Raw genomic sequence first — 23,485 nt, 5'->3', positions numbered from 1 at the left:
TCACATGTCAGAGAATATCATGCCACTCGATGGCATTCGGGTGATCGACTTCACGCAGGTCATGCTCGGGCCATGCGCAACCCAGATGCTGGGCGATTTCGGTGCGGATGTCATCAAGATCGAACGCCCCGGTGCCGGAGATCTGAGCCGGAGCTTTTACGGCGAACGCACGGAAGAAGCGCTGAACAACGCTGTCTTTGCCTCCCTGAACCGCAACAAACGGTCAATCGAGATCGACACCAAGACCGAGACGGGACGCCAGCAGGTACTCGACCTGGTCAAGACGGCGGACATTGTCGTCGACAATTTCCGGGCCGGTGTCATGGACAGAATGGGCTTCGGTTATGACGCGCTTTCGAAAATCAACCCGAGGATCATCTGTGCGTCGGGCACCGGTTTCGGCGCGTCCGGCCCCTATGCCCACAAGGGCGGGCAGGATGTGCTGGCCCAGGCGATGACCGGCGTGATGGAGAAGACCCAGGATCCTTCCATTCCGAAGTCGATCTATCCGACAACGCTTTGCGACTATTCGGCCGGCATGCATCTGGTGCAGGGCGTGCTGGCGGCACTCCTGATGCGTGACAAGACAGGCCGTGGCCAGAAGGTCGAAGTCTCGCTCTACGACAGCATGATCGCGATGCAGATGCAGGAAGCGGCACAATGGTCGAAGCACAGGGAAGTGCTGAACTGGGCTGCCATGCCCCTGACGGGTGTCTTCGATACGACGGACGGTGCCATCGTGATCGTCGGTGCCTTCAAGGCCAATCCCTTGCAGGATATCTGCCACGCGCTGGAGATCGAGGACCTGTCGCCCGATTATCCGACACTGGATGTGCAGCGGAAGCACAAGCCGTTTCTGCAGCAGCGTTTCAGGGACGCGATCTCAAGGAACACGTCCGCCTATTGGCTGGAACGGCTGGAGGCGCAGGACCTCCTGTGCGCACCGGTCAGGTCGCTCGGAGATGCGTTGGCGGACCCGCAGACCAAGATCAACGGCATGCTTCAAACCATCGACCAACCGGTGCTTGGCGAGATCACGCTCGCGGGATCACCAGTCCATCTGAGCGAGGCTCCACTTGTCGTCCGCCGTGTTCCTCCGAGACTGGGTGAACATACCGATGAAGTTCTGCAGGAACTGGCCGTGCTTTTGAGCAACGAGGCGGCTGAATGAGTGTCGAATTCGACGTTTCCGATCACGTCGCACGGGTAACCATCAACAGGCCCGAACGCATGAACGCCGTCGATAGCGCAGCTCATGCGCGATTGGCGGAAATCTGGAACGAGGTCGAGCAGGATCCGGACATCCGCTGTGCCGTTCTTACCGGGGCCGGACCGAAGGCCTTTTGTGCAGGAGCGGATCTGAAAGAAGACACAGGCCTGACCGGGATGGACTACTGGAAAAACATCGGTGCCGCCGGGTTCACCGGGATTGCGCTGCGGCGGATGTCGACCCCCGTGATCGCGCGCGTCAACGGCCTTGCGCTCGGCGGCGGGCTGGAAATGGTCCTGGGGTGCGACATCGTCATCGCCGCCGAGACGGCGCGTTTCGGTCTGCCGGAAGCCAAGGTCGGGCGGGTGCCGCTCGACGGTGGCATGGTGCTGCTTTCCCGTCTGGTTCCCAGAAACGTTGCCATGGGCATGATGATGACCGGACGGCTGCTGGCGGCGTCGGAGCTCGAGCGCCACGGACTGGTCAACGCGATCGTCCCGCAAGAAGAGCTGGACGCGGAAACGGATCGCTGGGTGGCAGACATACTAAGCTGCGCCCCGCTCAGCCTGCGGGCGATCAAGGCGATCTCGAGGCAAACGGCGCACTTGCCCGTGCAGGAGGCGTTTCAATACCCGACGGACGAACTGGAAGCGGCCCTTTGCTCGGACGACGCCGATGAGGGTGTTGCCGCATTCCGGGAAAAGAGGGCGCCTGTCTGGAAGGGGTGTTGATCCGATGACACTCGTCATTACGAGCACCTGTATTGACGTCAAGGACGGCATATGCACAACGGTGTGTCCGGTCGACTGTATCTATGAGGGTGAGCGGATGTTCTACATCCACCCGACCGAATGCATCGAGTGCGGCATGTGCGAGAGTATTTGCCCCGTCGATGCGATACGGTATGCCGACGAGGTCGAGGAGGCCCAGCACGCCTTCCTTGCCATAAATGACGCAGCGTTTCGTGATGGCGCCGATACCCTTCTGGAACCGGGTGGGTGGTCGAAAGGTGACGAACCGCTAAAGGACCCACCCGGCCTTGCGACGCTGGCCGAACACTATCTCAGAAAGGACGCCCCTTGATGCAAGGTGTTGTTGCAGCCGTTCCAACCCCGGTTGACCGGTCTTATTCTCCCGTCAAGGAGCTGTTCCTTGAGCATTGTGGCTGGGTGCTGAAGAATGGGTGTGACGGGATCAATGTCCTGGGCTCGACCGGTGAAGCCAATTCGTTTGATGTTTCCGCCCGGCGGGATGTGATGACCTGGGCGGCGACGTCTTTTCCCAAAGAAAAACTGATGGTCGGGACCGGAACGCCGTCGCTCAAGGAAACCATTGCACTTACCGAACACGCTGACGATCTGGGATACCGGGTCGCGCTTGTTCTGCCTCCTTACTATTACAAGCCGGCAACGCCTTCCGGTCTGAAAAGCTGGTATCTGGCGCTGCACGACGCGCTGGGCTCGCGCGGCATCAAGATCTATTTCTACAATTTCCCGCAGATGACCGGGATCACGATCCCGGTCGATGTCATTTCCGATCTTGCGTCGATCGCGCCTGACCGCTTTGCCGGGATCAAGGATTCGTCCGGCGATCTCGACTATTGCAGATCAATCGTTGCCGCGTCGCCGGCGCTCAGTGTTTTTCCCAGTTCGGAAACCGCGCTGCAAACGGCCGTCAAGGATGGTTTTGCCGGATGTATCTCCGCCACCTTGAACCTCACCGGACCGCTGGCTGGTGAGGTCTGGGCCAATCGCGAAACGCCGCCGCCGGCGGCTTGCGAGGAAATTGCGCGGCAACGAAGCCTGCTGGCAGGGCCGGCACTGATCGCAAGCATCAAGTATCTCGTCGGCGAGAGATCGGGACATACAGAATGGCGGCGCGTGCTGCCGCCTTTCCTGACGCTTTCCGAAGACGCCGGCGAAGCGTTGAAGCGGAAGCTGGCGCAGGACTGAGGCCATGGCGGAAGAAGACACCTGGACACATCGCTTCATGGCGCTCTGCGATCACATTTCGCTCTGGTCGGAGGATCGTGACTTTCAGGTCGGCTGCGTCATCGTCTCACCCGAGGGTCACGAGATCAGATCGACAGGCTATAACGGCCTGGCGCGGGGTGTCTCTTCTTCCGATCCGGCGAGATTCGACCGGCCGAGCGGCGAAAAGTTTTACTGGTTCGAGCACGCGGAACGGAATGCGATCTACAATGCCGCACGCGCCGGTGTGCAACTGGAAGGGTGCACGCTTTACGTCAACCGGTTTCCCTGCGCGGACTGCGGGCGCGCCATCATTCAGTCCGGTATCCGGAAAATCGTTGCACCGCCGATACCGGACGCGGACGGAGCCCTCGACTACAGCTTCAAGGTCTCCTGGAAAATGCTGTCGGAAGCCGGTGTCTCGGTTGATGAGTTCAAGTAGGCATCCGGCGATGCTGTCACAGGTCGTCGAATGCACTTGTCTGAATGGTTGCCGCTTCATCGACACATGATGTGCGCTACCAACTCACCGGCCTTTCCCTGAAAAACAAACAAAACCCTTGGCCCGGCGCAAGTCGTTGATGCCGTAAGTGCGGATCCTTGTGACTGCATTTTCGGCCGCGGTATCAGGTCTGTTTCCACGCGCCGCTTTGAGGGCCGGAAATTTTGAACGCTTGACCTGCTGTGTTCATTCTGCAATATTTTTCACCAACGCATTTTTTTGCAATCTTCGAGCGGTGGAATGGCGATCGACGCAAAAACCAATCCGGATGTCGCGGCACGCGCAGCGTGGCTGCATTTCGTCGGCGGGCTCACACAAGGCGAGGTCGCGCGGCACCTGAATGTCACCAACACGAGGGCGCATCGGCTCATCGCGCGTGCCCAGGCTGACGGACTGGTGCAGATTTTCGTCGATGTCGAGGCGACCGAATGCGTGATGCTGGAGCGCCAGCTCATGGAGCGCTTCGGGCTGAAGTTCTGCCGGGTCGCGATGGAAATTCCCGAAAGCGGTCCCATGCCGCTCCGCTCCCTTGCAACGGTGGGGGCGCAGTATCTGATGGAGGTTTCAGGTGGCAGCCGGCACAAGACGATCGGGCTCGGCAATGGCCGAACCCTTACAGCGTCCGTCAACGCAATGGGACGCGATCCGGTTGTCGGAAAGCAATTCGTTTCCGTGCTCGGGGGGTTGACCCGCTCCTTTGCCGCAAATCCCTATGACGTCATCTATCGGTTGGCCCAGAAAACGGGCGCAGAAGCGCATCTGCTGCCGGCACCGCTTTATGCGAACACGGCGGAGGACAAGGCCGTGATGATGAAGCAGTTCGGGATCGCCGACACGATGTCTTTGATCGACGAAGCCTCGCTCGTGGTGCTTGGCGTCGGCAGTCTTGATCCGGGTTCGGGAAGCATCATCGACACGGCGATCGATGATGCCGACAAGACGAGAGAACTTCGCGAAAGCGGAGCTGTCGCGGAACTGCTCGGCCAGTTTTTCGACATGAACGGCCAACCGATCGAAACGGAGTTCGACCAACGGGTCATGGCGCCGCCGATCGAAAGCCTGAAAGGGCGCGAAGTGACCGCGATTGCCGGAGGAGCAAACAAGGTCAAAGCGATCACAGCTGCACTGAAGAACGGTCATCTGACCGGTCTGTTGACTGACGAGGTAACTGCAAAGGCGCTTGTAGAAGATCACCAATGACGCGACGAGCCTGAATTCACTAGGGAGGAAATACAGATGTACGAAAAGGAAAAAGATGCCATAGGAGCGTTCCTGCGCGGTGAAATGGATCGCAGAGCTCTGATTCGACGTCTTGGCGGACTTGGCGTGACCGCAGCCTCTGCGGGAACGCTCTACAACATGATGGCGACCAGCGCGCTTGCCGCCGACTTCGACTGGCAGAAGCACAAGGGCAAAAGCGTCAAGCTGCTTTTGAACAAGCATCCCTACACGGATGCCATGATCGCGAACCTTCCGGCCTTCAAGGACCTGACCGGCATGGATGTCTCTTATGACATCTTCCCGGAGGACGTTTACTTCGACAAGGTCACGGCCGCCCTCTCGTCGCGTTCGAGCGAATACGACGCGTTCATGACCGGGGCCTACATGACCTGGACATACGGTCCTGCCGGCTGGATCGTCGACCATAATGAATGGCTGAGCGACTCTTCGAAAACCAATCCCAACTACAATTGGGACGACATGCTTGAAGGCGTGCGCAAGTCCTGTGCCTGGAACGGGGTGCCGGGCGGCGAACTCGGCTCTGCCGATGCCAAGCAGTGGTGTATCCCCTGGGGCTATGAGCAGAACAATCTCACCTTCAACGCGGCCATGTTCGAAAAGGCCGGTGTCAAGGTGCCGACCAACCTCGACGAGATGCTGGAAGCGGCGGCTGCCGTGCAGGCCGGCAATGACGGCGTCTACGGTGTCGGTGTGCGCGGCTCGCGCTCCTGGGCAACCATTCACCCGGGCTTCCTGTCCGCTTATGCTAATTTCGGCGAGGCTGACCTGAGCAATGATGGCGGCAAGCTCAGCGCGGCGATGAACACGGCCGGGTCGAAAGAGTTCCATTCCAAGTGGGTCAAGATGATCCAGGAAAGCGGCGCAAGCGACTGGTCGACCCATACATGGTACCAGGTTGGAACCGATCTTGGTGCAGGCAAGTCAGCCATGATCTTCGATGCGGACATTCTCGGCTACTTCATGAATGGCGGCGAAAACGCAATGGCAGGCCAGTTGGCATTCGCTCCCTTCGCGGCAAACCCGGCAGCGTCGGCCCCGACCCCGAATATCTGGATCTGGTCGCTGGCCATGTCGAAATTCTCCAAGGACCTCGATGCCACCTGGTACTTCATGCAGTGGGCGTCCGGGCCGGAGCACGGACTGTTCGGCGCAACCGAGATGGACTTCGTCAACCCTGTCCGCAAGTCGGTCTGGGACAGCGATGTCTTCCGCGAGCGGCTGAACAAGAACTATCCGGGCTACGTGGAAATGCACGATGTGTCCGCACCGGGCGCGTCGATCAAGTTCACGGCGCAGCCGCTGTTCTTCGACCTGACCACCGAGTGGGCAGCCACACTGCAGCGCATGGTTGCCAATGAGGTTCCGGTCGATGAAGGCCTAGATCAGCTCGCAGAGAGCATGAACTCCCAGCTCACCGAAGCGGGATTGAGATAGGCCGCAGCCTGCGGCATGTGCGGTTCCCAACGCCGCACATGCCGTCCTGAGCCCGCAAACAAAGACAATCCAGGCCCGGTGTTTCCATGACCGACACCTTGACGACCCGGCGGCGTCAGCTGATTTCGCCCAGGGCACTTCCCTATGTTCTGAGCCTTCCTGCGCTCCTTGTCTGCATCGGGATCCTGATTCCGTTCGTAACGGCGATCTACTATTCGCTGCAGCGCTACCGGATGTCCCAGCCCTGGAACCGGGGCATGAACTGGGGTGAGAACTACGTCAAGTTTCTCACCGACTCAGATTTCTGGAACACGCTGAAAGTGTCGCTGGTCTATGCCGGTTCCACGGTTGTGCTGGAACTTCTGCTTGGTCTTGCGATTGCGCTGCTTCTGAAAAAACGAAGCACGGTCAACAATTTCATTTCCATCATGCTGCTCCTGCCGCTCATGACGGCACCGGCGCTCGCAGCACTGATGTTCAAACTCATGACCAACCCCAATTTCGGAATCCTGAGCTATTTCATGCAGGTGATCGGCTTCGAGGATTTCCGCTGGGGCTCTTCGCCCGACACGGCGCTGTTCACGGTGATCCTGGTCGATATCTGGGTCTATACGCCCTTCATGATGATCCTGCTCCTGGCCGGGTTGCGATCCTTGCCGACGCAGCCGTTCGAGGCGGCGGCCCTCGACGGTGTGCCGCAGCTGGAACAGTTCTGGCGGATCACGCTGCCAATGCTGATGCCCTACATCCTGACGGCAGCCCTGTTCCGTTTGCTCGATTCCATCCAGCAGTTCGATATCATCTACGCGATGACACAGGGCGGGCCGGGCGACACACTCATGGTGTTCCAGGTCGAGGCCTATCTGAATTTCTTCCAGTCGACGAATGTCGGAAGGTCGGCGGCGCTCCTGCTGATCCTTTGGGCAATCACCTATGTGCTGTCCAACATTTTCGTCAAAAACTGGCTACGCTTGCGTGAGCGCGCGAAAGGGGGCGCGTGACATGGATCATACTTCTTTCCTGGAACGCTGGTTCCGGCGCGCGGCGCTCACGGTGATCATCATCTTCTTCATGTTTCCGATCTTCTGGATCGTGCTCATGAGCCTGCAGACCAACGAAACGATCCTGAGGTCGCCGCCGTCCATGTCGTTCGCACCGACGCTCGACAACTACACGGCAATCCTGGCCGGGCGGCTGGATTCCAACGTGGCCAGCATGGGGATCGATTTCGTCAACAATCTCATGAACTCGATCATCCTGTCCGTCTGTTCGGTGGCGGTCGCGCTGGCGCTGGGCGTCCCGGCGGCCTACGCCTTTGCGCGGCACAAGTTCCGGGGATCGGAAGACATCGCCTTCACGCTGCTGTCCTTCCGCTTCGCGCCACCGCTTCTGGTCCTGCTGCCGCTGACCCTCTATTTCCAGGAGATCGGCCTAGCCGACACCTATCTCGGGCTGGTCTGGGTCTATCAGCTGATCTGTCTGCCGCTGATCCTGTGGATCGTCCGGGGGTATTTCGAGGACATCTCGCCGGACATCGAATATGCCTACCGGATCGCGGGACACAGCTGGTTCTCGACCTTCCGGAAGATCGCCTTGCCGCTTGCCGGACCCGGTATCGCGGCGGCCGGACTGCTGGCGTTCATCTTTGCGTGGAACAATTTCATCTTTGCGCTCGTGCTGGCATCGGCAGACAAGCAGCCGGTGACGGTTGGCGCGCTTGCCTTCGTGACGGCGTCGGGGATCCAGTACGGTCAGATCGCGGCTGCGATCGTGCTGTCGATTGCGCCGACGCTTGCGCTTGCGCTCTGGGCACAACGGTATCTTGTCGAAGGGCTTTCCCTCGGTGCGGTGAAGGGCTGATCTGAATGGGATTTCTTGAACTCACATCACTGACGAAGACCTTCGGCACGGAAACCGTTCTTGACGGCGTGTCGCTCAGCGTCCCCGAAGGTGGAACCCTGGTGCTGTTCGGCAAGTCGGGGGCAGGGAAGACCGTATTGCTGCGGAGTGTTGCCGGGGCTATCGAACCGGACGGCGGCACCATCCTCATCGGCAGCGAGGATGTCACGGATGTTCCCCCCGAATACCGTGGGATCGGCATGGCCTTTCAGAATTTCGCCCTGTTTCCCCACATGAGCGCCTATGACAACATCGCAAGTTCCCTGACCTCCAAGCGCATGTCGGCGTCCGAGATCCGCACAAAGGTGCAGGCAGTTGCAGAGCTTTTGAAAATCGAACACGTGCTGTCGCATGCGCCCAAGGCACTCTCGAACGGACAGAAACAGCGTACTGCCCTGGCCCGTGCGCTCGTTTCCGAACCCCGCGTGCTGCTGCTCGACGATCCGCTACGCAATGTGGATGCGAAGCTGCGCTTTGAAATGCGGCTGGAACTGCCCCGCCTTCTGGCCGATCGCGGCGCAACGATCATCTATGTCACGCAGGATTACAAGGAAGCGATGGCGCTCGGTGACCGGATCGCGGTTCTCGACCAGGGCAAGATCGTCCAGATCGGCTCGCCGGCGGACATCTACCGGCGGCCCGCCAACACGCAGATCGCCCAGCTGTTCGGCGACCCCACGATCAATCTTCTCGATATCGTTCCCAAGGAGGACGAGCGTGGCCTCCATGGGTTCATCTCCGACCAGCGGGTCGACTTCCATGGCCGCTTTCCGGGTGTCGCCGGCAGGGATTGCATCGTGGGCCTGAGACCAGAAGCCCTGTCCTTCACCGAAACCGGCGGTTTCCCGGTCACGATCGAAGCGGTAACCCCGTTCAACGAAAAGACCGTGACCCTGGTTACGACCTTGCGCGGGCGCGAAATTCTTCTGTCGCAACCGGCGCAGGACCCGGTTCCGGCGGGCCCAGAGGTGAACCTCGGGATCGCAGCGCAGGACGCCATCCTGTTCGACCGCGCGACCGGGGACAGGATCGCCCCGGAACCGGACGGAAACCGGGTGGAGGAAGCAGCATGAGCGCGCAACTCCATCTGAAATCCGTCAACAAGAAATACAATCCGGGCACGGCACATGAAGTGCATGCGGTGCAGGATCTCGATCTTGAAGTCGGGCGCGGCGAGATTGTCGCGCTGCTCGGATCGTCGGGCTGCGGCAAGACGTCGACACTGCGGATGATTGCCGGTTTCGAGGAAGTGAGTTCCGGCGAGGTCGATATCGACGGGCGCCGCATCGACCGGCTTGCACCCGCCAAACGCGGCGTTGCCATGGCCTTCGAAGGCTATTCGCTCTATCCGCCGCTTTCGATCCGCGAGAACATCGCATTCGCGTTGAAGTCAGAGAAACTGCCCCAAGCGGACGTCAACACGCGGGTCGAGCAGATTGCTGCCCTTCTGGAAATCGACGACATTCTGGACAAGCATCCCAATGCAATCTCCGGCGGCCAGCAGCAAAGGGTCAGTCTCGGACGGGCGCTTATCCGCCGCGCGGATCTGCACGTCCTCGATGAACCGATGGGGCAGCTTGAACCGCAGCTGCGCGCGATCCTGCGCGGCCGCATCAAGCACTACATCAAGGAACACGAGCTGACGGCCATCCTGGTCACTCATGACCAGACCGAGGCCAATGCGCTCGCCGACAGAATTGCCGTCATGGAAGGTGGTGTTCTGCAGCAGTTCGACACGCCCGAGAACCTCAAGAACAGGCCAGCGAACATCTTTACCGGCGCGTTTATCGGCGAACCGCCCATGAACCTTTTTGAAGCCGCTGCCGAGGTCGTCTCGGGCAATGTCGAGCTGCGCCTGTCACCGGAAGTCACCTTGACCTATCCGTCCTCGACATTTTCCGAGGAGCTGCAAAACCGTATCCAGCAGGATCATGGCGTCATGATCGGCATTCGTCCGCACTCGGTCCAACTGACCGAGGAAGGGCTGCCCGCGGAGGTGTTCGCGAACCAGTGGCTCGGCGACCAGACCCACATCGCTGCGCGCTTCGCGGGCGGGAGCATCGTGTCGGTGGTCCACGATCTTGCGCTGCCGAAAGCGGGCGACCAGATCAGGATTGCCATATCCGCGGATGACCTGCACATCTTTGACACCCGATCCGGCGAAGCGCTCAGCCACGGAGGGCAGCTGGCATGAGCGCGAAGGATCTCATTATCGGGATCGATGCCGGCACCTCCGTGATCAAGGCAGTCGCCTTTGATCTGGACGGACAACAGATCGCGCTGGCCAGCCGCAGAAACGAATATACGACCCTGCCGGACGGGGGCGTTGAACAGGACATGAACCGTACGTGGTCCGATACGGCCCATGTGCTCGCCCAACTGGTCGAGCAGATACCGAATTGTGCGGCAAGGTGCGCGGCCATTGGCGTCACGGGTCAAGGTGACGGCACCTGGCTCATAGACAAGGAGGGCGAGCCTGTTCATGACGGCTGGCTCTGGCTCGATGCCCGCGCCGCCGACACATCGCGCCGGCTCGCTGAAATGCCTGAAAGCCGCGTCATTTATGAGCGTACGGCGACCGGCATCAATGTCTGCCAGATGCGCACGCATCTTTGCTGGATGAAGGAACATGCGCCCGAACTCCTCGCGAAAAGCGCCAGCGCCATTCATTGCAAGGACTGGCTCTATTTCAAGCTGACCGGCGTGCTGGCCTCCGACATATCGGAGGGTGTTTTCACGTTCGGAGATTTCAGGACGCGCGATTATTCGCCTGACGTGATCGACAGCCTTGGTCTGTCCGAGCACCGCGATCTGCTGCCGCCGATCATTGACGGGACGACCGTCTCGCACGAACTCAGCCTGGAGGCGGCGGCTGAATGCGGACTGAACGCCGGAACGCCTGTCTGTCTCGGACTGGTCGATGTGATGTGCAGCGCGCTCGGGGCCGGTCTCTATGATCCGGCGGTTTCGCCGGGCCTGACGATCCTCGGGTCCACCGGGATGCATATGCGTTTTGTGCGGGATGCAGGCGAAGTGGTGCTGAACGACGACATGTGCGGATACACGATGCCGTTCCCCGGCGGCGCCTTCGCGCAAATGCAGACCAACATGGCCGCCACGCTGAACATCGACTGGGCACTCGGTCTTGCGGTGCAGGTGTTTCAATCGCAGAACCTGAACGTGGATCCGGAACAGTTTCTGGTTTCCATGGACAGCCTCGTGCTTGGCGCAACGCCGGGCGCGGCCTTCTTTCATCCCTACATTTCCTCTGCCGGCGAGCGTGGGCCGTTCACCAATCCAGATGCGCGGGCGAGCTGGACCGGTCTCGATCAGGGCACGACCTGGGCCGACATGCTCCGGGCCGTGTTCGACGGTCTCGTTCTTGCTGCCCGGGATTGTTACCAGACCATGGGTCATGTGCCGGGTGAGATCCGGATGACCGGCGGCGCCGCCAAGTCGAAGGCCTGCCGGTCGCTGCTGGCCGCCTGTCTGAACGCACCGGTGCGCACGATCGCGCAACCGGAGGCCGGGGCTGCAGGCGCGGCCATGATCGCTGCCGTTCAACAGGGTCATTTCAAAAACGTCGCCAGTGCCGTGGACAGCTGGGTCACTCCGCTCTTGAACGATGCGGTTCTGCCCGACGACGATCTTGTCCGGCTCTACGACACCCTTTTTGAAAGTTATCTGGATACAAGGCTTGCCCTGCCGAAGGCCTGGGACCGGCAGGCGCGGACGAGACGGGAGCTGACACAATGACGACCGTGGCGATCATAGGCGACCGGTTCATGGAGTCCGCGGTCTTTGAAAGGGAAATCCTGGAGTTGTGCGGGGACCGGGTCACCTGCAAATGCCTTGACCTTGCATGGCCCGACGAACCCATGGAACACGGATATGCCTCCCCCGGTCTTGAGGGTCTGAAGGAATATATGGGGACGCCGGAAATGGTCCTTGACCACGTGCAGGACGCACAGGTGCTGGTCACCCATCTTGCCCCCGTTTCCGTTGGTGTGCTTGAAGCGGCGCCCAATCTGAAGCTTGTCGGCGTTTCCCGGGGCGGTCCGGTCAACATCGCCATGGACGAGGCGCGCGAGAAAGGTGTCCTTGTTGTCAACACGCCCGGGCGCAATGCCTCGGCTGTTGCCGAGTTCACCATCGGAGCGATCATTGCCGAAACGCGCAACATCACCAAGGGACACGATGCCCTGCGCAAGGGCGACTATCGCGGCGATCTCTACCGTGCGGACATTGCCGGAAACGAACTCTCCGACATGTGCGTCGGCGTCATCGGCTACGGCAATGTGGGGACGCGTGTTGTCAAGCTGCTGCGTGCGTTCGGAACCCGGGTGCTGGTGGCCGACCCTTACGTGCAACTGTCCGTGGAGGACAGCCGCGACGGCGTTGAACAGGTCTCCCTCGAAACGCTTTTGAAGGAATCCGATGTCGTGACGCTGCACCCGCGCGTGACCAAGGAAACAACCGGAATGATCGGCGCTGACGCATTTGCGGCCATGAAGCCGGGTGCTGTCATCGTCAATACGGCCCGTGGTCCGCTGATGGATTACGACGCGCTTTTCGAGGCCTTGTCGAGCGGGCATCTGGGTGGCGCGATGCTGGAGACTTTTGCCGTGGAACCGACCAGGCCCGACGATCCGTTGCTGCAATTGCCCAACGTGACGCTGACGCCGCACATCGCCGGTGCGTCACGCAAGACCGTGAAGATTGCCGCTCAGAGAATTGCCGAAGAAGTGCGGCGCTGGATTTCCAACGAGCCGCCGCTCAGTCCGTGTTGAGGTCTGAATGAACCTTGTGACGCCTGACCATAGCAGATACGAGCCGCAGGGACGATCCGCCGATCACCCCGTGGACCTGCTGGTTGTCGGCGGGGGGATCAACGGTGTGGGGGTCGCGCGGGATGCTGCCGGTCGCGGTTTGTCCGTCATCCTTTGCGAAAAGGGCGATCTTGGTGAGGGCACGTCTTCGCGGTCGGGAAAGTACATTCACGGCGGCTTGCGCTACCTGGAATATTACGAGTTCAGGCTTGTTCGGGAGGCGCTCAATGAGCGTGAAGTCGTGCTGGAAGCCGCACCGCATCTTGCATGGCCGCTGCAACTTGTGCTGCCGCACAGTCCGGAACAGCGGCCGAGGTGGCTCATTCGCCTTGGCCTGTTTCTCTATGACAATCTTGGAGGCCGAAAGCGGGTCCCACGTTCCTCCGCGCTCGATCTCAGCCGGGACCCGGCCGGAGAACGGCTCAAGGACAAGTACCGGAAGGGCTTCAGTTATTGGGACGTGTGGATCGACGATGCGCGGCTGGTTGTGCTGAATGCCGTGGATGCGGCCCGCCGCGGTGCTGAGGTGTTCACCAGAACCCCTTGCGTTTCCGCCCGGCGGGAAGGCGAAGTCTGGCGCGCGGAACTCAGAGGCGACCAGTCCGGCTCTCCATCGACGGTTTACGCGAAAGCCATCTTCAACGCAGCAGGGCCCTGGGTCGAGAAGGTCATCGGCGAGGTCGCGGGAGTGAATTCGCGCATGCGTGTGCGCCTGGTCAAGGGAAGTCACATCGTTCTGCCCAAGTGGTGGCAGGGCGATCACGGCTATGTTCTGCAGGCACCCGACAAACGCCTCATCTTCGTCAATCCCTATTTTGACGACATGGCGCTGATCGGCACGACAGACATTCCCTTTGACGGCAAGGCGGAAGACGTTGCGATCGACAAGGCGGAGGTCGACTATCTGCTTGGCATTCTCGGGAGCTATTTCGATCATGCCTTCACGGCCGAGGACGTCCTGTTCGACTATTCCGGCGTCCGGCCGCTTTTCGACGATGATGCCAACAAAAGCGCGTCCGCCGTGACCCGTGACTATCAGTTCGAACTCGACGGATCACTGGAGCCAGACGCGAAACTGCCGCCGCTCCTTTCCGCGTTCGGCGGAAAGCTGACCACCTACCGGAAGCTGTCGGAGCACGCGTTGCACATGCTGTCTCCCTACTTTCCCGACATGGCCGGGCCATGGACCTCGAACACCCCGCTTCCGGGCGGAGATCTTCCCGACAAGCAATTCGAAACCTGGTTCACCGGGTTCAGAAAACGCTATGCGTTCCTCCCCGAGGCCTTGTTGCGCCATCTGGGGCATTGCTATGGAACGGATGCGGTCCGGCTGCTCGATGGTGTCGCCTCCCTATCGGATCTCGGGCACCATTTCGGACATTGTTTCTTCGAGCGCGAAGCGGTCTGGCTGATCGAGAACGAGTGGGCCGAAAGCGTTGAAGACATATTGCTTCGCCGCACCAAGCACGGGCTGTTCCTGACGCGGCAGGAAAAGTCGGATTTTGAAACCTGGTTGGAAAAGAGGCCGACGCTGGATGAACCCGTTTCTAGAATTGCGGAATGATGCCGAATTCGGAAGACTTCGCACGATCTCCGCCGAGCTGGGAAAAGACCCGCTGCAGGTTCAGGGGCCGGGGGGCAACACGTCGCTGAAGCGGGACGGGCGGATGTGGATCAAGGCCTCGGGCACCTGGCTGGCCGAAGCACAAACGCGCGACATCATGGTCCCCGTCTACTCGGACCGGTTTGTCGAGGCGATGAAGTCCGGCGACGAGAGCGCGGGTGAAACGGCCCGGTTTCTTGCCGAGGTGGACGGCGCGCCGGAGCTTCATTCCTCGATCGAGACATCCGTTCACGCACTCCTCGACAGTCCGGTCGTGCTGCATACGCATTGTGTCGCGACGATCGCCATTGCCATCCGCTCCGACGCTGAAGAGATTGTCCGGGACAAGCTCGCCGGTCTCGATGCCGTGTTCATCCCCTATGCGAAACCCGGCCTCGATCTCGCACGCGCGATCCTGGCGCGGGCAACAGGCTCCACCAAGATCCTGATCCTGGGCAACCATGGCCTCGTCGCAACCGGTGAGAGCGCGCATGAGGCAAGGCAGCGGTTGTTCGAGGTCTCCCGGCGGCTGGAACCGGGTCCCGTGGACTATGCAGGAGAACCCCGGGCAGCCTGGGTCCGGTCCCTGGAAGGAACGGGTTGGAAACCGGCACCCTTTGAAACGACGCAGGCGATTGCGTTCGACGACGGCCTGCTTGAGGTCGCGGACGGCAATTCGCTCTATCCGGATCATGTTGTGTTCCTCGGTCCCGGCTGCGTGGTCGCAAGAGACGGGGAGACGGTTGCCGAAGCCGCACAGCGCGGATCGGCGGGGCGGTCCGACCGCAAGCTCGTGATTTGTCCGGGCAAGGGCGTCGCCATCCCCGAAGACGCGAATGCCGCCACGTTGACATTGGTGCGAGCCTTTGGCGACGTGCTTGTGCGCGTTGCACCGGGTTCAGACGTGACGCGCCTCAGCGATCAACAGGAGGACGAGCTGATCAATTGGGATGCGGAAAAGTTGCGTCAGGCCCTCAACACCAGTGAAGACGCTACACCATGAAACACCGTCTTGCGCTTGGGATCGATGTCGGCACATCAGGCGTCCGGGTTGCCGCGCTTGATGATGACCTGACCGTTGTCACGGTTACGAAGGCGGCCATGGACCTTTCCAAGGGGCCAAGAAACGATCCAGCCATCTGGCTCGGTGCGTTGACCGACGCACTTTCCGCGATGCTTCAGGCGATTGACGCAAGCAGCATCGAGGCTGTCTGCGTCGACGGAACCTCGGGAACCGTGCTCGCACTCGATGCTGCGGCAGCGCCGATCGGACACGCGTTGATGTATAATGATGCTGTCGAGGACCGTGCGATCCCCGAGGCAATCGCGGCCGTTGCCCCCCGTCAGAGTGCGGCACACGGGGCAAGTTCCGCGCTTGCGCGTTCCATATCCCTGCAAACGAGACCCGGCATTGTGCGCATTGCCCACCAGGCCGACTGGATTGCGGAACGGCTGGCTGGAAAGCCCGTGCCGAGCGATGAAAGCAACGCGCTGAAGACCGGCTATGACCCGGTCGCGAGAGGCTGGCCGGGCTGGATGTCCGAGGCGGGTATCAACACCGGTCTTTTGCCGGATATCGTCGCCACAGGGACGATGACCGGGGTTACGAGCGGTGCGTTCGGACTGCCTGAAGGCATTCCCATTGTTGCCGGGGTGTCCGATGGCTGCGCGTCCTTTCTGGCCACCGGGGCCTCGACGCCCGGAGACGGCGTGACCGCGCTCGGAACGACGCTGACGCTGAAACTGCTGTCAGACAAACCGATTTTTGCGCCTGAATACGGGATTTACAGTCACCGTATCGGTGATCAGTGGCTCGCGGGCGGTGCTTCCAACAGCGGCGGCGAGGCGCTGGCCGCGTATTTTGCTCCCGACGAGATTGCCGCATTGAGCGAGCGGATCAATCCCGAGACATCGACCGGTCTCAACTATTACCCGCTGCCGCGTACCGGCGAGCGGTTTCCGGTCAACGATCCGGGTCTTGTATCGCGTGTTGATCCGCGCCCCGAAACACGGCAGGACTTCCTGCAGGGTCTTCTTGAAGGCATTGCGGCGATCGAGAAACGCGGCTTTGAACGGCTTGCCGAACTTGGAGGCCCGGAACTGACATCCATCCGAACCGTCGGCGGCGGCGCTTCCAACAGGACATGGACACGCATGCGGACCCGAATGCTGAATACATCCGAAGCCCCGGTTGCGTCCGGTGAAGCGGCTGCTGGGTCGGCCCGCATTGCCTGGGGTTTTGTGAAGGGTCGCGCATGACAAGTCGCATTTCGGGTCTGGGTGAGATCATCGGCAGGTTTGATGGCCTCCTTATCGATCAGTTCGGTGTTCTCCACGACGGCAAGACGGTTTTTGCCGGGGCCTTGCCCTGTCTTCGGAGCGTCGCCGAATTCGGGATGCCGGTGGTTGCAATCACCAATTCCGGGCGGATGAAGGAACCCAACAGAGAGCGCCTGAACCGGTTCGGCTTTACGGAAGACCTGATCGGGGAGGTGATCACCTCCGGCATGGTTGCCCGTGCCCGGATCGCGGACATGCTTGCTGCCGGGGATCTCGCCCCCGGAGACAAGGTGCTGAACCTCACCCGTGAAAACGACACGACCGTGATCGACGGACTGGGACTTGTCCCGTCCGATGAGCCGGGCGATGCCATCCGTCTCGTTCTCATTTCCGGTCTCAAACCGGAGGAGATCACCCGCGAAACCTATCGCCGGATGCTGGGCCCGCTGGCTGAAGCGGGGATTCCCGCGATCTGCGCCAACCCGGACCACGTGGTCTACGCCAATGGCAAGGCAGCCTTCGGGCCGGGGCGTGTTGCGCAGGACTATGAGGATGCAGGCGGCAGCGTAACCTATGCCGGAAAACCGGGTGCGGAGATCTTTCGACGATCGCTGGCGGTGCTCGGGAACCCTGATCCCGAGCATGTTCTCATGATCGGCGACAGCCACCATCATGACATTGCCGGCGCGGCCGCGCTCGGCTGCCGGACGCTGCTGATCGCCGGTGGTGTCCAGGCGCTGTCATCGGAGGAGGGGATTGAGCCCGATTATTCCATGGACGCGCTTCGTTTCTGAAATAACGATCAGGTGCCCGCGTATTCGGGCCGGTAGCTCGCGAACTGCCGGGCTGAAAGGGCATGCCAGGCGTCCCGCATCGCCGGGTCGGGCATGACCGGCTCTCCTTGCTCGCTCATTTCGGCGGCCGCTGCGTCGAGCGTTTCAAACCAGCCCGCCCCATAGGCCGCGCTCATGGCAGCGCCAAGAGAAGATGCTTCCAGGCTTTGAGAGATATGAACCGGCAGTCCGGTCGCATCCGCGAACATCCGTGTCCAGAGGGGACTGTTGCCGCCGCCGCCGACGGCGACGATCTTTTCGATCTTGAGGCCGTTTTCATTCATGGCCGTGATGGCGCGTGCGCTTTCAAGCGTCATGGCTTCCAGGACGGCTCTGTAGATATGGCCAAGGCCATGATTTGGCGACAGGCCATTGAAACTGGCACGCGCGCCGGTGTCCCAGTGAGGGTCCATGCATCCTGTCAGATAGGGGCATACGGTGACGCCTTCGGAACCAACCGGAATAGCCTCCGCTTCCGCTTCCAGTCTTGAAAACACCGACGGGTCGTCACGCCCGCCCGCGAAGGTGTCGACGAACCAGTTGATCAGGAACGCGCCCGCGCGCTGGCATCCTTCCAGAAAATAGCCGTTGCCGGTGGGAGAGGTCATGGTGCGCCAATTGAGGCTGATCATGGGATCGGGAGCCCAGGCACCGGTGATGAGTGCCGTTCCGAGATTGAGATAGACGACACCCTCCCGGGCGGCGTTCACGCCGAGACCCGCGCATTGACCGTCACCGCCTGCGGCAACGAGCGGCAGCCCTTCCGGCAAACCGGTCAAGGTCGCCGCTTCCGCCGTGACCGTTCCGGTGACCGTGCCAGGCCGCACGAGCGTTCCGAGCTGATCTGTGCGGATGCCCAGGTGAGCAAGGAAGTCTTCGGACCACGTCCTGCTTTCGATATCAAGCAGGCCGAAGGGGTCGGCGCTGGTCCAGCTGGACATCCAGTTGCCTGTGAAACGTCCGGTCAGAAAACAATGAACGTCGGTGATTTTCGCAGCCCGATCCAGGACCTCCGGCTGGTGGCGGCGAAACCATGACAGTCTGTAGATCACGGGTGTGATGTCGATCGGTTTTCCGGAGATCCCGTGAAGCTTGTCGGCACCGATCTCGCGGCTCAGGAGATCGACCTCCGCGCGGGCGCGCTCGTCGAGCCACAGCGCGGCGGGACGCAGGGCGTTTCCATCCGCGTCAAGAAAGGCGACTGTCTCGCGCTGGTTGGAGATTGCAAGCGCTGCGACACGGGACATGTCTATTTTTCCGGCAAGGTCCTGCAACGCCGTACACGCCGCGGACCACCAGTCCTCGACATCCTGTTCCACCCAGCCGGGTTGCGGCTGGGACAACGGAATGGACGCACGCCCCTCGGCGACCGGCGTTCCGTTTTCTGTCCAGGCGACGGCCTTGGTCGATTGCGTGGAACTGTCGAGCCCGATCACCAGATTCTTGGTCATGTATCCTCCCTCAACAAGGCTTCAGCCGTCGACCTGTCCGTCACCAGGTCGGTGACATAACCGCCGGTCAGGCAGGCTTTCAGCGCCTGCAGCTTTTCAGATCCGCCGGCAACGCAAATGCGCTCGGGAACGGCTTTCAGATCCTGAAGCTCCATTCCGATCTGCCGCCCCGACAGCGGCCCTTCCAGAGCGTCTCCCTGCGCGTCGATAAACCGGCCGATCACGATACCCGCAGCGCCCGCCTTCATGTAGTCCTCGGCGGAGGGCTGGATGAGATTGTTGCCGTCCGCCCATCTGGTTTCATCATTGAGTTCGCCGACGCCGAAGACCACGGTGTTGCAGCTGTGAACCCGTTCGAAGTGGCGTTTAAGCGACGGCTCGCGCAGAAGCGCCGTGCGCAGGTCCGAGGTGGTCACGACCGCAGGGGCATGGAAGTTGTGGCACTTCGCGCCAAGACGGTTTGCGATGAAAAGCGTACAGGCTTCCGGTGAGGTGACATCATCTCCGAGAGAACTGCCCGAGACCTGAACGACGCGAAGGCTTTCCTGGTTTTTCTCGGGCAGCGCGTTTGCCAGTTCCAGCATCGTCCGGCCCCAGGCAACACCAAGTGTCATGTCCTTGCGCAGGCGCGACAGGAGGATCTGCGCACCGGCTATGCCAAGGCGTTTGCGGAGCTGGGTCGGATCACTGTCTACTTCGCTGATTTCAGGGGCGATGAAAGCACCCTTCAGGTTGAAGCGGGCAGCAAGCCGTTTGCTCAGCTCGGCCTGTTCCAGAAGACCGGGGGCCAGACTGATGGTGACGAGGCCGCGCCTGCGCGCATCCGCGAGATAGTTGGCAACCGATGCGCGTGAGACCCCGAGGGCCTTGGCGACTTCCGCCTGTGTGCGCGATTCCGCGTAATAGAGCCAGGTCGCCCAGGCCGTCGTGTCCTCGACAAACCTGACATTTTCCCCGCCTGAACCGTCGCTTTGCTTGTCTGACATTGTTTCGCTTTCGCCTTTGCGATCCGTGAAGTTTGAAATTCGATTTGACAAATGTCAATAGATGTTGTCATTTGTCATTCATGAGCTGAAAGGTTGTGTATGCCCTCAATAAGTCAACAGACTCCCTCTTTACCAGAGCGGCCGGAAAACGGTTGGATGGAGCATATTGAGGACGTGTATCTGGGCCGGTGGGTCAACCCAGAAACCGGTGAGACCGGACCGAGGGCACCGGTCGACAAAATCCTGATTTCCGAATCGATTGACGGAGCCGAGGCAGACCTCGTGCGCTCCGTGGGCATCGGCGATTCAACCGCGATGGTCGCCGATGCCAATACTTGGGATGCCGCAGGTTCAAGGATCGCAGGCAACCTCAAAAGCGCGGGCATGACGGTCAGCGAAATCCTGCTCGAAGGCAAACCGCACGCGACCGTGCACGCCGCCAATGAACTCGCCGTGCGGCTACAGGACTTTTCATCCGTGATCGCGGTGGGGTCCGGCACGGTGAACGACCTGACCAAATATGTCACCGCCAAGGATGGCCGTCCCTACTGTGTCTTCGGCACGGCGGCTTCGATGGATGGCTATGCATCGACAACGGCATCGATGGGGTTACCGAGCGGACTGAAGATCTCCTTGCCGGCGCACGCGCCCAAGGGTGTGTTTCTGGATCTCGGCGTGATCTCGGCCGCGCCCAGCAGGATGGCAGCGGCGGGCTTCGGCGACTGTCTTTGCAACAGTGTTGCGAGGATCGACTGGTGGATGTCGCACAAGCTCCTCGGAAGCCGCTTCTGGATGGAACCCTACCTGATCAGCGAGCCCGACGCGGGTATGCTGGAAACCCACGCGGCCGGTTTGAAGCAAGGCGATATCACCGCTGTCGGCTACCTGGTCCGGGCGCTGGTTCTGTCCGGGCTTGGTGTCGCCTTTACCAAAGTCTCGAACCACGGCTCGATGGGCGAGCACCAGATATCCCACTATATCGACTGTTTTGCGGGCCAGCGGCACGCGGGAACACTGCACGGCGAGCAGGTGGGTGTCGCGACGCTGACAATGGGCCGTATTCAAGCCTGGTTCCTGGAACAGGAACGGCCGCCGGAGATCCGGCCGACACGCGTGGACGGCGAGGACATGGCGCGCCGCATGGGACCGGAAATCGCCGCACAATGCGAAGCTGAATACCGGAAGAAAGCGGTTGATGAAGACGGGGCGGCCCGGCTGAACGACCGTCTTCAGGAGATCTGGCCGCAATTGCGCGCCGATTGCCGCAAGCTGGTCGATCCCGTCGACACCATGATTGCCAAGCTCAACGAAGTCGGCGGCGCGACCAGCGGACGGGACCTCGGCTTGCCTTCCGACTTCTACCGCGAAGCCGTTCGCCACGCACACGAGATGCGGAACCGGTTTTCCTTTGCCGACCTTGCCTGCGATGCGGGCCTTCTTGACGACTTTGCGGCGAGGGAGGTGTGACACGATGAAACCGCTCGCCTCCATGCCCAGGGAAACCGCGGCTTCTATCCATACGGTCATGGCCGATATTGACGACACGCTGACGAGTGACGGGCGTCTTCCGGCAAGCGCCTATTCCGCGCTGGAGCGTCTGAAAGAAGCCGGGTTCCGGGTTGCCGCGATTACGGGACGGCCGGCGGGATGGTGCGACATGATCGCCCGTTTCTGGCCCGTCGACGGCGTCGTCGGCGAAAACGGGGCTTTCTACTACGCCTATGACGGCACGGCGCGAAAGATGAGACGGGTGTTTGCAGCCAGCGATGTCGTCAGGCGGAACAACAAGCTGCGCTACGAACAGATCGCGGCGCGGATCCTGAGCGAGGTGCCCGGAGCGGCGGTCTCGGCGGATCAGGCCTTTCGCGAGGCGGACCTTGCCATCGATTTCTGTGAAGACGTGCCGGCGCTGACAAGCGAGGACGTTGATCGCATCAAGGCGATTTTCGAAGAGGAAGGCGCGGTGGCGAAAGTGTCCTCGATCCACGTGAACGGATGGTACGGCAGCTATGACAAGCTGACCATGACACGCTGGTTCGCGGACGAGGTTCTGAAGCTCGACCTGGACGGCGAGAAGGACCGGATCGTCTTTTGCGGCGACAGCCCCAATGACGCACCGATGTTCGGCTTCTTTCCAAACGCTTGCGGGGTGGCCAACGTCCTGGACTTCAAGGGCCGGATCGACGCCGAACCCGGCTGGATAACGACCGCGCGTGGCGGCGAGGGATTTGCAGAGCTGGCGAACGCTCTGATTGCAGCAAGAAACGTTTCAGACAGGAGAATGAGCGCATGAAAAAGGCCGAACTGGCACTGCGCGAGGAGATCATTGCCCGTTGCCGGGAGATGAATTCCAGCGGCATCAACCAGGGTACCTCCGGGAACATCTCGGTGCGGTTCGAAGACAGGATGCTGATCTCTCCGTCCGCGACGCCCTACGACCAGATGACGCCCGAAATGATTGCATCGGTTGGTCTTGAGGATACGAGCGGCCGCTATGCGGGCCCGCTGAAACCGTCGACCGAGTGGCGCTTTCACCAGAAGCTGTTGCGCGGCCGTCCTGATGCGGGCGCGGTGGTCCATGCGCATCCGACCTACTGCACGACGCTCGCCATCGCGCGCAAGGAAATCCCGTCCTGCCATTACATGATCGCGGCGTTCGGCGGGAACAATGTGCGGTGTGCGGGCTACGCGACATTCGGTTCGGAGGAGCTGTCCGAACTCGCGATCGACGCGATGACCGACAGGACGGCCTGCCTGCTCGCTAACCATGGCATGATCGCGATTGGAGAGACCCTTGCCAAGGCGATGTGGCGCGCGATCGAGCTGGAGACCATCGCCAAGCAGTACTACCTCAGCCTGGCGATCGGCGGTCCTGTGCTTTTGAGCGACGCGGCCATAGACGACACGCATCGAGGCTTTGCCGGCTACGGCCTTCAGGACGATGCCGGAAAAGAGAAGCCCAAGCCTAAAGCCCGTGCCGCCAAGAAACCGGCAGCAAAGACGGCGGCGGCAAAGAAACCCGCGTCGAAGGCGACGGCGGCAAGGAAACCTGCAGCGAAGAGCGCAGCAGTCACGAAACCGGCCGCAAAGGCAGCGGCTGCAAAGAAACCTGCGGCAAAGACCGCAGCGGCCAGAACGTCTGCCGCAAAGAAACCGGCGGCAAAAGCCGCTGCTGCCAAAAAACCGGCCGCGGCCAAAAAGCCATCGGCCAGCAAGAAATAGCGTGTCCGTGTTCACGGGAGGAGC

The 23,485-nt window shown here is 61.0% G+C and carries 22 protein-coding genes; 20 read left to right on the top strand and 2 right to left on the bottom strand.

Translation table 11 applies throughout. The features are described 5' to 3' along the window. The first annotated feature begins 4 nt into the window (after nt 1-4). From RBB49_RS05005 to RBB49_RS04925, 17 genes are all read left to right on the top strand, one after another. Complete coding sequence (locus tag RBB49_RS05005; protein WP_306141590.1) at nt 5-1,171, top strand: CaiB/BaiF CoA-transferase family protein; 1,167 nt, start codon at nt 5-7, stop codon at nt 1,169-1,171. Beyond that, nucleotides 1,168-1,941, top strand: coding sequence for an enoyl-CoA hydratase-related protein (locus RBB49_RS05000; protein ID WP_306141589.1), 774 nt, complete (start codon nt 1,168-1,170; stop codon nt 1,939-1,941). The genes RBB49_RS05005 and RBB49_RS05000 overlap by 4 nt, the downstream gene beginning before the upstream one ends. Before the next feature lie 4 nt (nt 1,942-1,945). Then, nucleotides 1,946-2,293 (top strand): ferredoxin family protein, encoded by a 348-nt coding sequence (locus RBB49_RS04995; RefSeq protein WP_306141588.1) that lies wholly within the window; start codon nt 1,946-1,948, stop codon nt 2,291-2,293. Next, on the top strand, nt 2,293-3,162 hold the full coding sequence (locus tag RBB49_RS04990; RefSeq protein ID WP_306141587.1) for a dihydrodipicolinate synthase family protein: 870 nt from the start codon (nt 2,293-2,295) through the stop codon (nt 3,160-3,162). Before RBB49_RS04995 ends, RBB49_RS04990 begins: the two co-directional genes overlap by 1 nt. A 4-nt stretch (nt 3,163-3,166) precedes the next feature. Further along, on the top strand, nt 3,167-3,622 hold the full coding sequence (locus RBB49_RS04985) for a deaminase (protein ID WP_306141586.1): 456 nt from the start codon (nt 3,167-3,169) through the stop codon (nt 3,620-3,622). Between the two features lie 300 nt (nt 3,623-3,922). Then, the gene (locus RBB49_RS04980; RefSeq protein ID WP_306141585.1) at nt 3,923-4,882 is read left to right on the top strand and encodes a sugar-binding transcriptional regulator; all 960 of its coding nucleotides are present in this window, start codon (nt 3,923-3,925) and stop codon (nt 4,880-4,882) included. A 36-nt stretch (nt 4,883-4,918) separates the two neighbouring features. Further along, nucleotides 4,919-6,358, top strand: a complete 1,440-nt coding sequence (locus RBB49_RS04975) for an extracellular solute-binding protein (RefSeq protein WP_306141584.1) — start codon at nt 4,919-4,921, stop codon at nt 6,356-6,358. An 86-nt stretch (nt 6,359-6,444) separates the two neighbouring features. After that, nucleotides 6,445-7,359 (top strand): carbohydrate ABC transporter permease, encoded by a 915-nt coding sequence (locus tag RBB49_RS04970; protein ID WP_306141583.1) that lies wholly within the window; start codon nt 6,445-6,447, stop codon nt 7,357-7,359. 1 nt (nt 7,360) lies between these two features. Beyond that, entirely contained in the window at nt 7,361-8,218 is an 858-nt protein-coding gene (locus RBB49_RS04965) for a carbohydrate ABC transporter permease (protein WP_306141582.1), read from the top strand. Between the two features lie 5 nt (nt 8,219-8,223). Next, the gene (locus tag RBB49_RS04960) at nt 8,224-9,330 is read left to right on the top strand and encodes an ABC transporter ATP-binding protein (protein ID WP_306141581.1); all 1,107 of its coding nucleotides are present in this window, start codon (nt 8,224-8,226) and stop codon (nt 9,328-9,330) included. Continuing rightward, nucleotides 9,327-10,451, top strand: coding sequence for an ABC transporter ATP-binding protein (locus tag RBB49_RS04955; protein ID WP_306141580.1), 1,125 nt, complete (start codon nt 9,327-9,329; stop codon nt 10,449-10,451). The genes RBB49_RS04960 and RBB49_RS04955 overlap by 4 nt, the downstream gene beginning before the upstream one ends. After that, the gene (locus tag RBB49_RS04950) at nt 10,448-12,013 is read left to right on the top strand and encodes an FGGY-family carbohydrate kinase (protein ID WP_306141579.1); all 1,566 of its coding nucleotides are present in this window, start codon (nt 10,448-10,450) and stop codon (nt 12,011-12,013) included. Before RBB49_RS04955 ends, RBB49_RS04950 begins: the two co-directional genes overlap by 4 nt. After that, nucleotides 12,010-13,047, top strand: coding sequence for a 2-hydroxyacid dehydrogenase (locus RBB49_RS04945; protein ID WP_306141578.1), 1,038 nt, complete (start codon nt 12,010-12,012; stop codon nt 13,045-13,047). The genes RBB49_RS04950 and RBB49_RS04945 overlap by 4 nt, the downstream gene beginning before the upstream one ends. 7 nt (nt 13,048-13,054) lie before the next feature. Then, a complete protein-coding gene (locus RBB49_RS04940) occupies nt 13,055-14,650 on the top strand; it encodes a glycerol-3-phosphate dehydrogenase (RefSeq protein ID WP_306141577.1) in 1,596 nt (531 codons plus the stop codon). Then, nucleotides 14,622-15,692: a class II aldolase/adducin family protein gene (locus RBB49_RS04935; RefSeq protein WP_306141576.1), complete on the top strand. Its 1,071-nt coding sequence runs from the start codon at nt 14,622-14,624 to the stop codon at nt 15,690-15,692. Before RBB49_RS04940 ends, RBB49_RS04935 begins: the two co-directional genes overlap by 29 nt. After that, on the top strand, nt 15,689-16,948 hold the full coding sequence (locus tag RBB49_RS04930) for an FGGY-family carbohydrate kinase (protein ID WP_306141575.1): 1,260 nt from the start codon (nt 15,689-15,691) through the stop codon (nt 16,946-16,948). Before RBB49_RS04935 ends, RBB49_RS04930 begins: the two co-directional genes overlap by 4 nt. Then, a complete protein-coding gene (locus RBB49_RS04925; protein WP_306141574.1) occupies nt 16,945-17,763 on the top strand; it encodes a TIGR01459 family HAD-type hydrolase in 819 nt (272 codons plus the stop codon). The genes RBB49_RS04930 and RBB49_RS04925 overlap by 4 nt, the downstream gene beginning before the upstream one ends. Nucleotides 17,764-17,771: 8 nt before the next feature. On the opposite strand, the gene RBB49_RS04920 is transcribed toward RBB49_RS04925, so the two are convergent. After that, the gene (locus RBB49_RS04920; protein ID WP_306141573.1) at nt 17,772-19,253 is read right to left on the bottom strand and encodes an FGGY-family carbohydrate kinase; all 1,482 of its coding nucleotides are present in this window, start codon (nt 19,251-19,253) and stop codon (nt 17,772-17,774) included. Beyond that, the gene (locus RBB49_RS04915) at nt 19,250-20,239 is read right to left on the bottom strand and encodes a sugar-binding transcriptional regulator (RefSeq protein WP_306141572.1); all 990 of its coding nucleotides are present in this window, start codon (nt 20,237-20,239) and stop codon (nt 19,250-19,252) included. Before RBB49_RS04915 ends, RBB49_RS04920 begins: the two co-directional genes overlap by 4 nt. A gap of 156 nt (nt 20,240-20,395) precedes the next feature. Between RBB49_RS04915 and RBB49_RS04910 the strand changes: the two genes are divergently transcribed. Genes RBB49_RS04910 through RBB49_RS04900 form a run of 3 tightly spaced genes read left to right on the top strand, consistent with a single transcriptional unit; the run spans nt 20,396 to nt 23,461 of the window. Next, nucleotides 20,396-21,706 (top strand): iron-containing alcohol dehydrogenase, encoded by a 1,311-nt coding sequence (locus RBB49_RS04910; RefSeq protein ID WP_306141571.1) that lies wholly within the window; start codon nt 20,396-20,398, stop codon nt 21,704-21,706. A gap of 4 nt (nt 21,707-21,710) precedes the next feature. Then, nucleotides 21,711-22,532 (top strand): HAD-IIB family hydrolase, encoded by an 822-nt coding sequence (locus tag RBB49_RS04905; protein ID WP_306141570.1) that lies wholly within the window; start codon nt 21,711-21,713, stop codon nt 22,530-22,532. Further along, nucleotides 22,529-23,461: a class II aldolase/adducin family protein gene (locus tag RBB49_RS04900; protein WP_336623391.1), complete on the top strand. Its 933-nt coding sequence runs from the start codon at nt 22,529-22,531 to the stop codon at nt 23,459-23,461. Before RBB49_RS04905 ends, RBB49_RS04900 begins: the two co-directional genes overlap by 4 nt. The last annotated feature ends 24 nt before the right edge of the window (nt 23,462-23,485 follow it).

The sequence above is a fragment of the Roseibium sp. MMSF_3412 genome (assembly GCF_030733265.1).
Lineage (GTDB): Bacteria > Pseudomonadota > Alphaproteobacteria > Rhizobiales > Stappiaceae > Roseibium.
The sequence above is the reverse complement of the archived record's forward strand: the minus strand, read 5'-3'. Positions and strand labels throughout refer to the sequence as shown.

Excerpts from the sequence above, each read along its gene's own strand:
- RBB49_RS04925 (WP_306141574.1), top strand. The coding sequence starts at position 16,945 with ATGACAAGTCGCATTTCGGGTCTGGGTGAGATCATCGGCAGGTTTGAT.
- RBB49_RS04995 (WP_306141588.1), top strand. The coding sequence starts at position 1,946 with ATGACACTCGTCATTACGAGCACCTGTATTGACGTCAAGGACGGCATA.
- RBB49_RS04960 (WP_306141581.1), top strand. The coding sequence starts at position 8,224 with ATGGGATTTCTTGAACTCACATCACTGACGAAGACCTTCGGCACGGAA.
- RBB49_RS04905 (WP_306141570.1), top strand. The coding sequence starts at position 21,711 with ATGAAACCGCTCGCCTCCATGCCCAGGGAAACCGCGGCTTCTATCCAT.
- RBB49_RS04910 (WP_306141571.1), top strand. The coding sequence starts at position 20,396 with ATGGAGCATATTGAGGACGTGTATCTGGGCCGGTGGGTCAACCCAGAA.
- RBB49_RS04950 (WP_306141579.1), top strand. The coding sequence starts at position 10,448 with ATGAGCGCGAAGGATCTCATTATCGGGATCGATGCCGGCACCTCCGTG.
- RBB49_RS05000 (WP_306141589.1), top strand. The coding sequence starts at position 1,168 with ATGAGTGTCGAATTCGACGTTTCCGATCACGTCGCACGGGTAACCATC.
- RBB49_RS04940 (WP_306141577.1), top strand. The coding sequence starts at position 13,055 with ATGAACCTTGTGACGCCTGACCATAGCAGATACGAGCCGCAGGGACGA.
- RBB49_RS04900 (WP_336623391.1), top strand. The coding sequence starts at position 22,529 with ATGAAAAAGGCCGAACTGGCACTGCGCGAGGAGATCATTGCCCGTTGC.
- RBB49_RS04990 (WP_306141587.1), top strand. The coding sequence starts at position 2,293 with ATGCAAGGTGTTGTTGCAGCCGTTCCAACCCCGGTTGACCGGTCTTAT.
- RBB49_RS04935 (WP_306141576.1), top strand. The coding sequence starts at position 14,622 with ATGAACCCGTTTCTAGAATTGCGGAATGATGCCGAATTCGGAAGACTT.
- RBB49_RS05005 (WP_306141590.1), top strand. The coding sequence starts at position 5 with ATGTCAGAGAATATCATGCCACTCGATGGCATTCGGGTGATCGACTTC.
- RBB49_RS04945 (WP_306141578.1), top strand. The coding sequence starts at position 12,010 with ATGACGACCGTGGCGATCATAGGCGACCGGTTCATGGAGTCCGCGGTC.
- RBB49_RS04930 (WP_306141575.1), top strand. The coding sequence starts at position 15,689 with ATGAAACACCGTCTTGCGCTTGGGATCGATGTCGGCACATCAGGCGTC.
- RBB49_RS04955 (WP_306141580.1), top strand. The coding sequence starts at position 9,327 with ATGAGCGCGCAACTCCATCTGAAATCCGTCAACAAGAAATACAATCCG.
- RBB49_RS04920 (WP_306141573.1), bottom strand. The coding sequence starts at position 19,253 with ATGACCAAGAATCTGGTGATCGGGCTCGACAGTTCCACGCAATCGACC.
- RBB49_RS04965 (WP_306141582.1), top strand. The coding sequence starts at position 7,361 with ATGGATCATACTTCTTTCCTGGAACGCTGGTTCCGGCGCGCGGCGCTC.
- RBB49_RS04975 (WP_306141584.1), top strand. The coding sequence starts at position 4,919 with ATGTACGAAAAGGAAAAAGATGCCATAGGAGCGTTCCTGCGCGGTGAA.
- RBB49_RS04970 (WP_306141583.1), top strand. The coding sequence starts at position 6,445 with ATGACCGACACCTTGACGACCCGGCGGCGTCAGCTGATTTCGCCCAGG.
- RBB49_RS04915 (WP_306141572.1), bottom strand. The coding sequence starts at position 20,239 with ATGTCAGACAAGCAAAGCGACGGTTCAGGCGGGGAAAATGTCAGGTTT.
- RBB49_RS04985 (WP_306141586.1), top strand. The coding sequence starts at position 3,167 with ATGGCGGAAGAAGACACCTGGACACATCGCTTCATGGCGCTCTGCGAT.
- RBB49_RS04980 (WP_306141585.1), top strand. The coding sequence starts at position 3,923 with ATGGCGATCGACGCAAAAACCAATCCGGATGTCGCGGCACGCGCAGCG.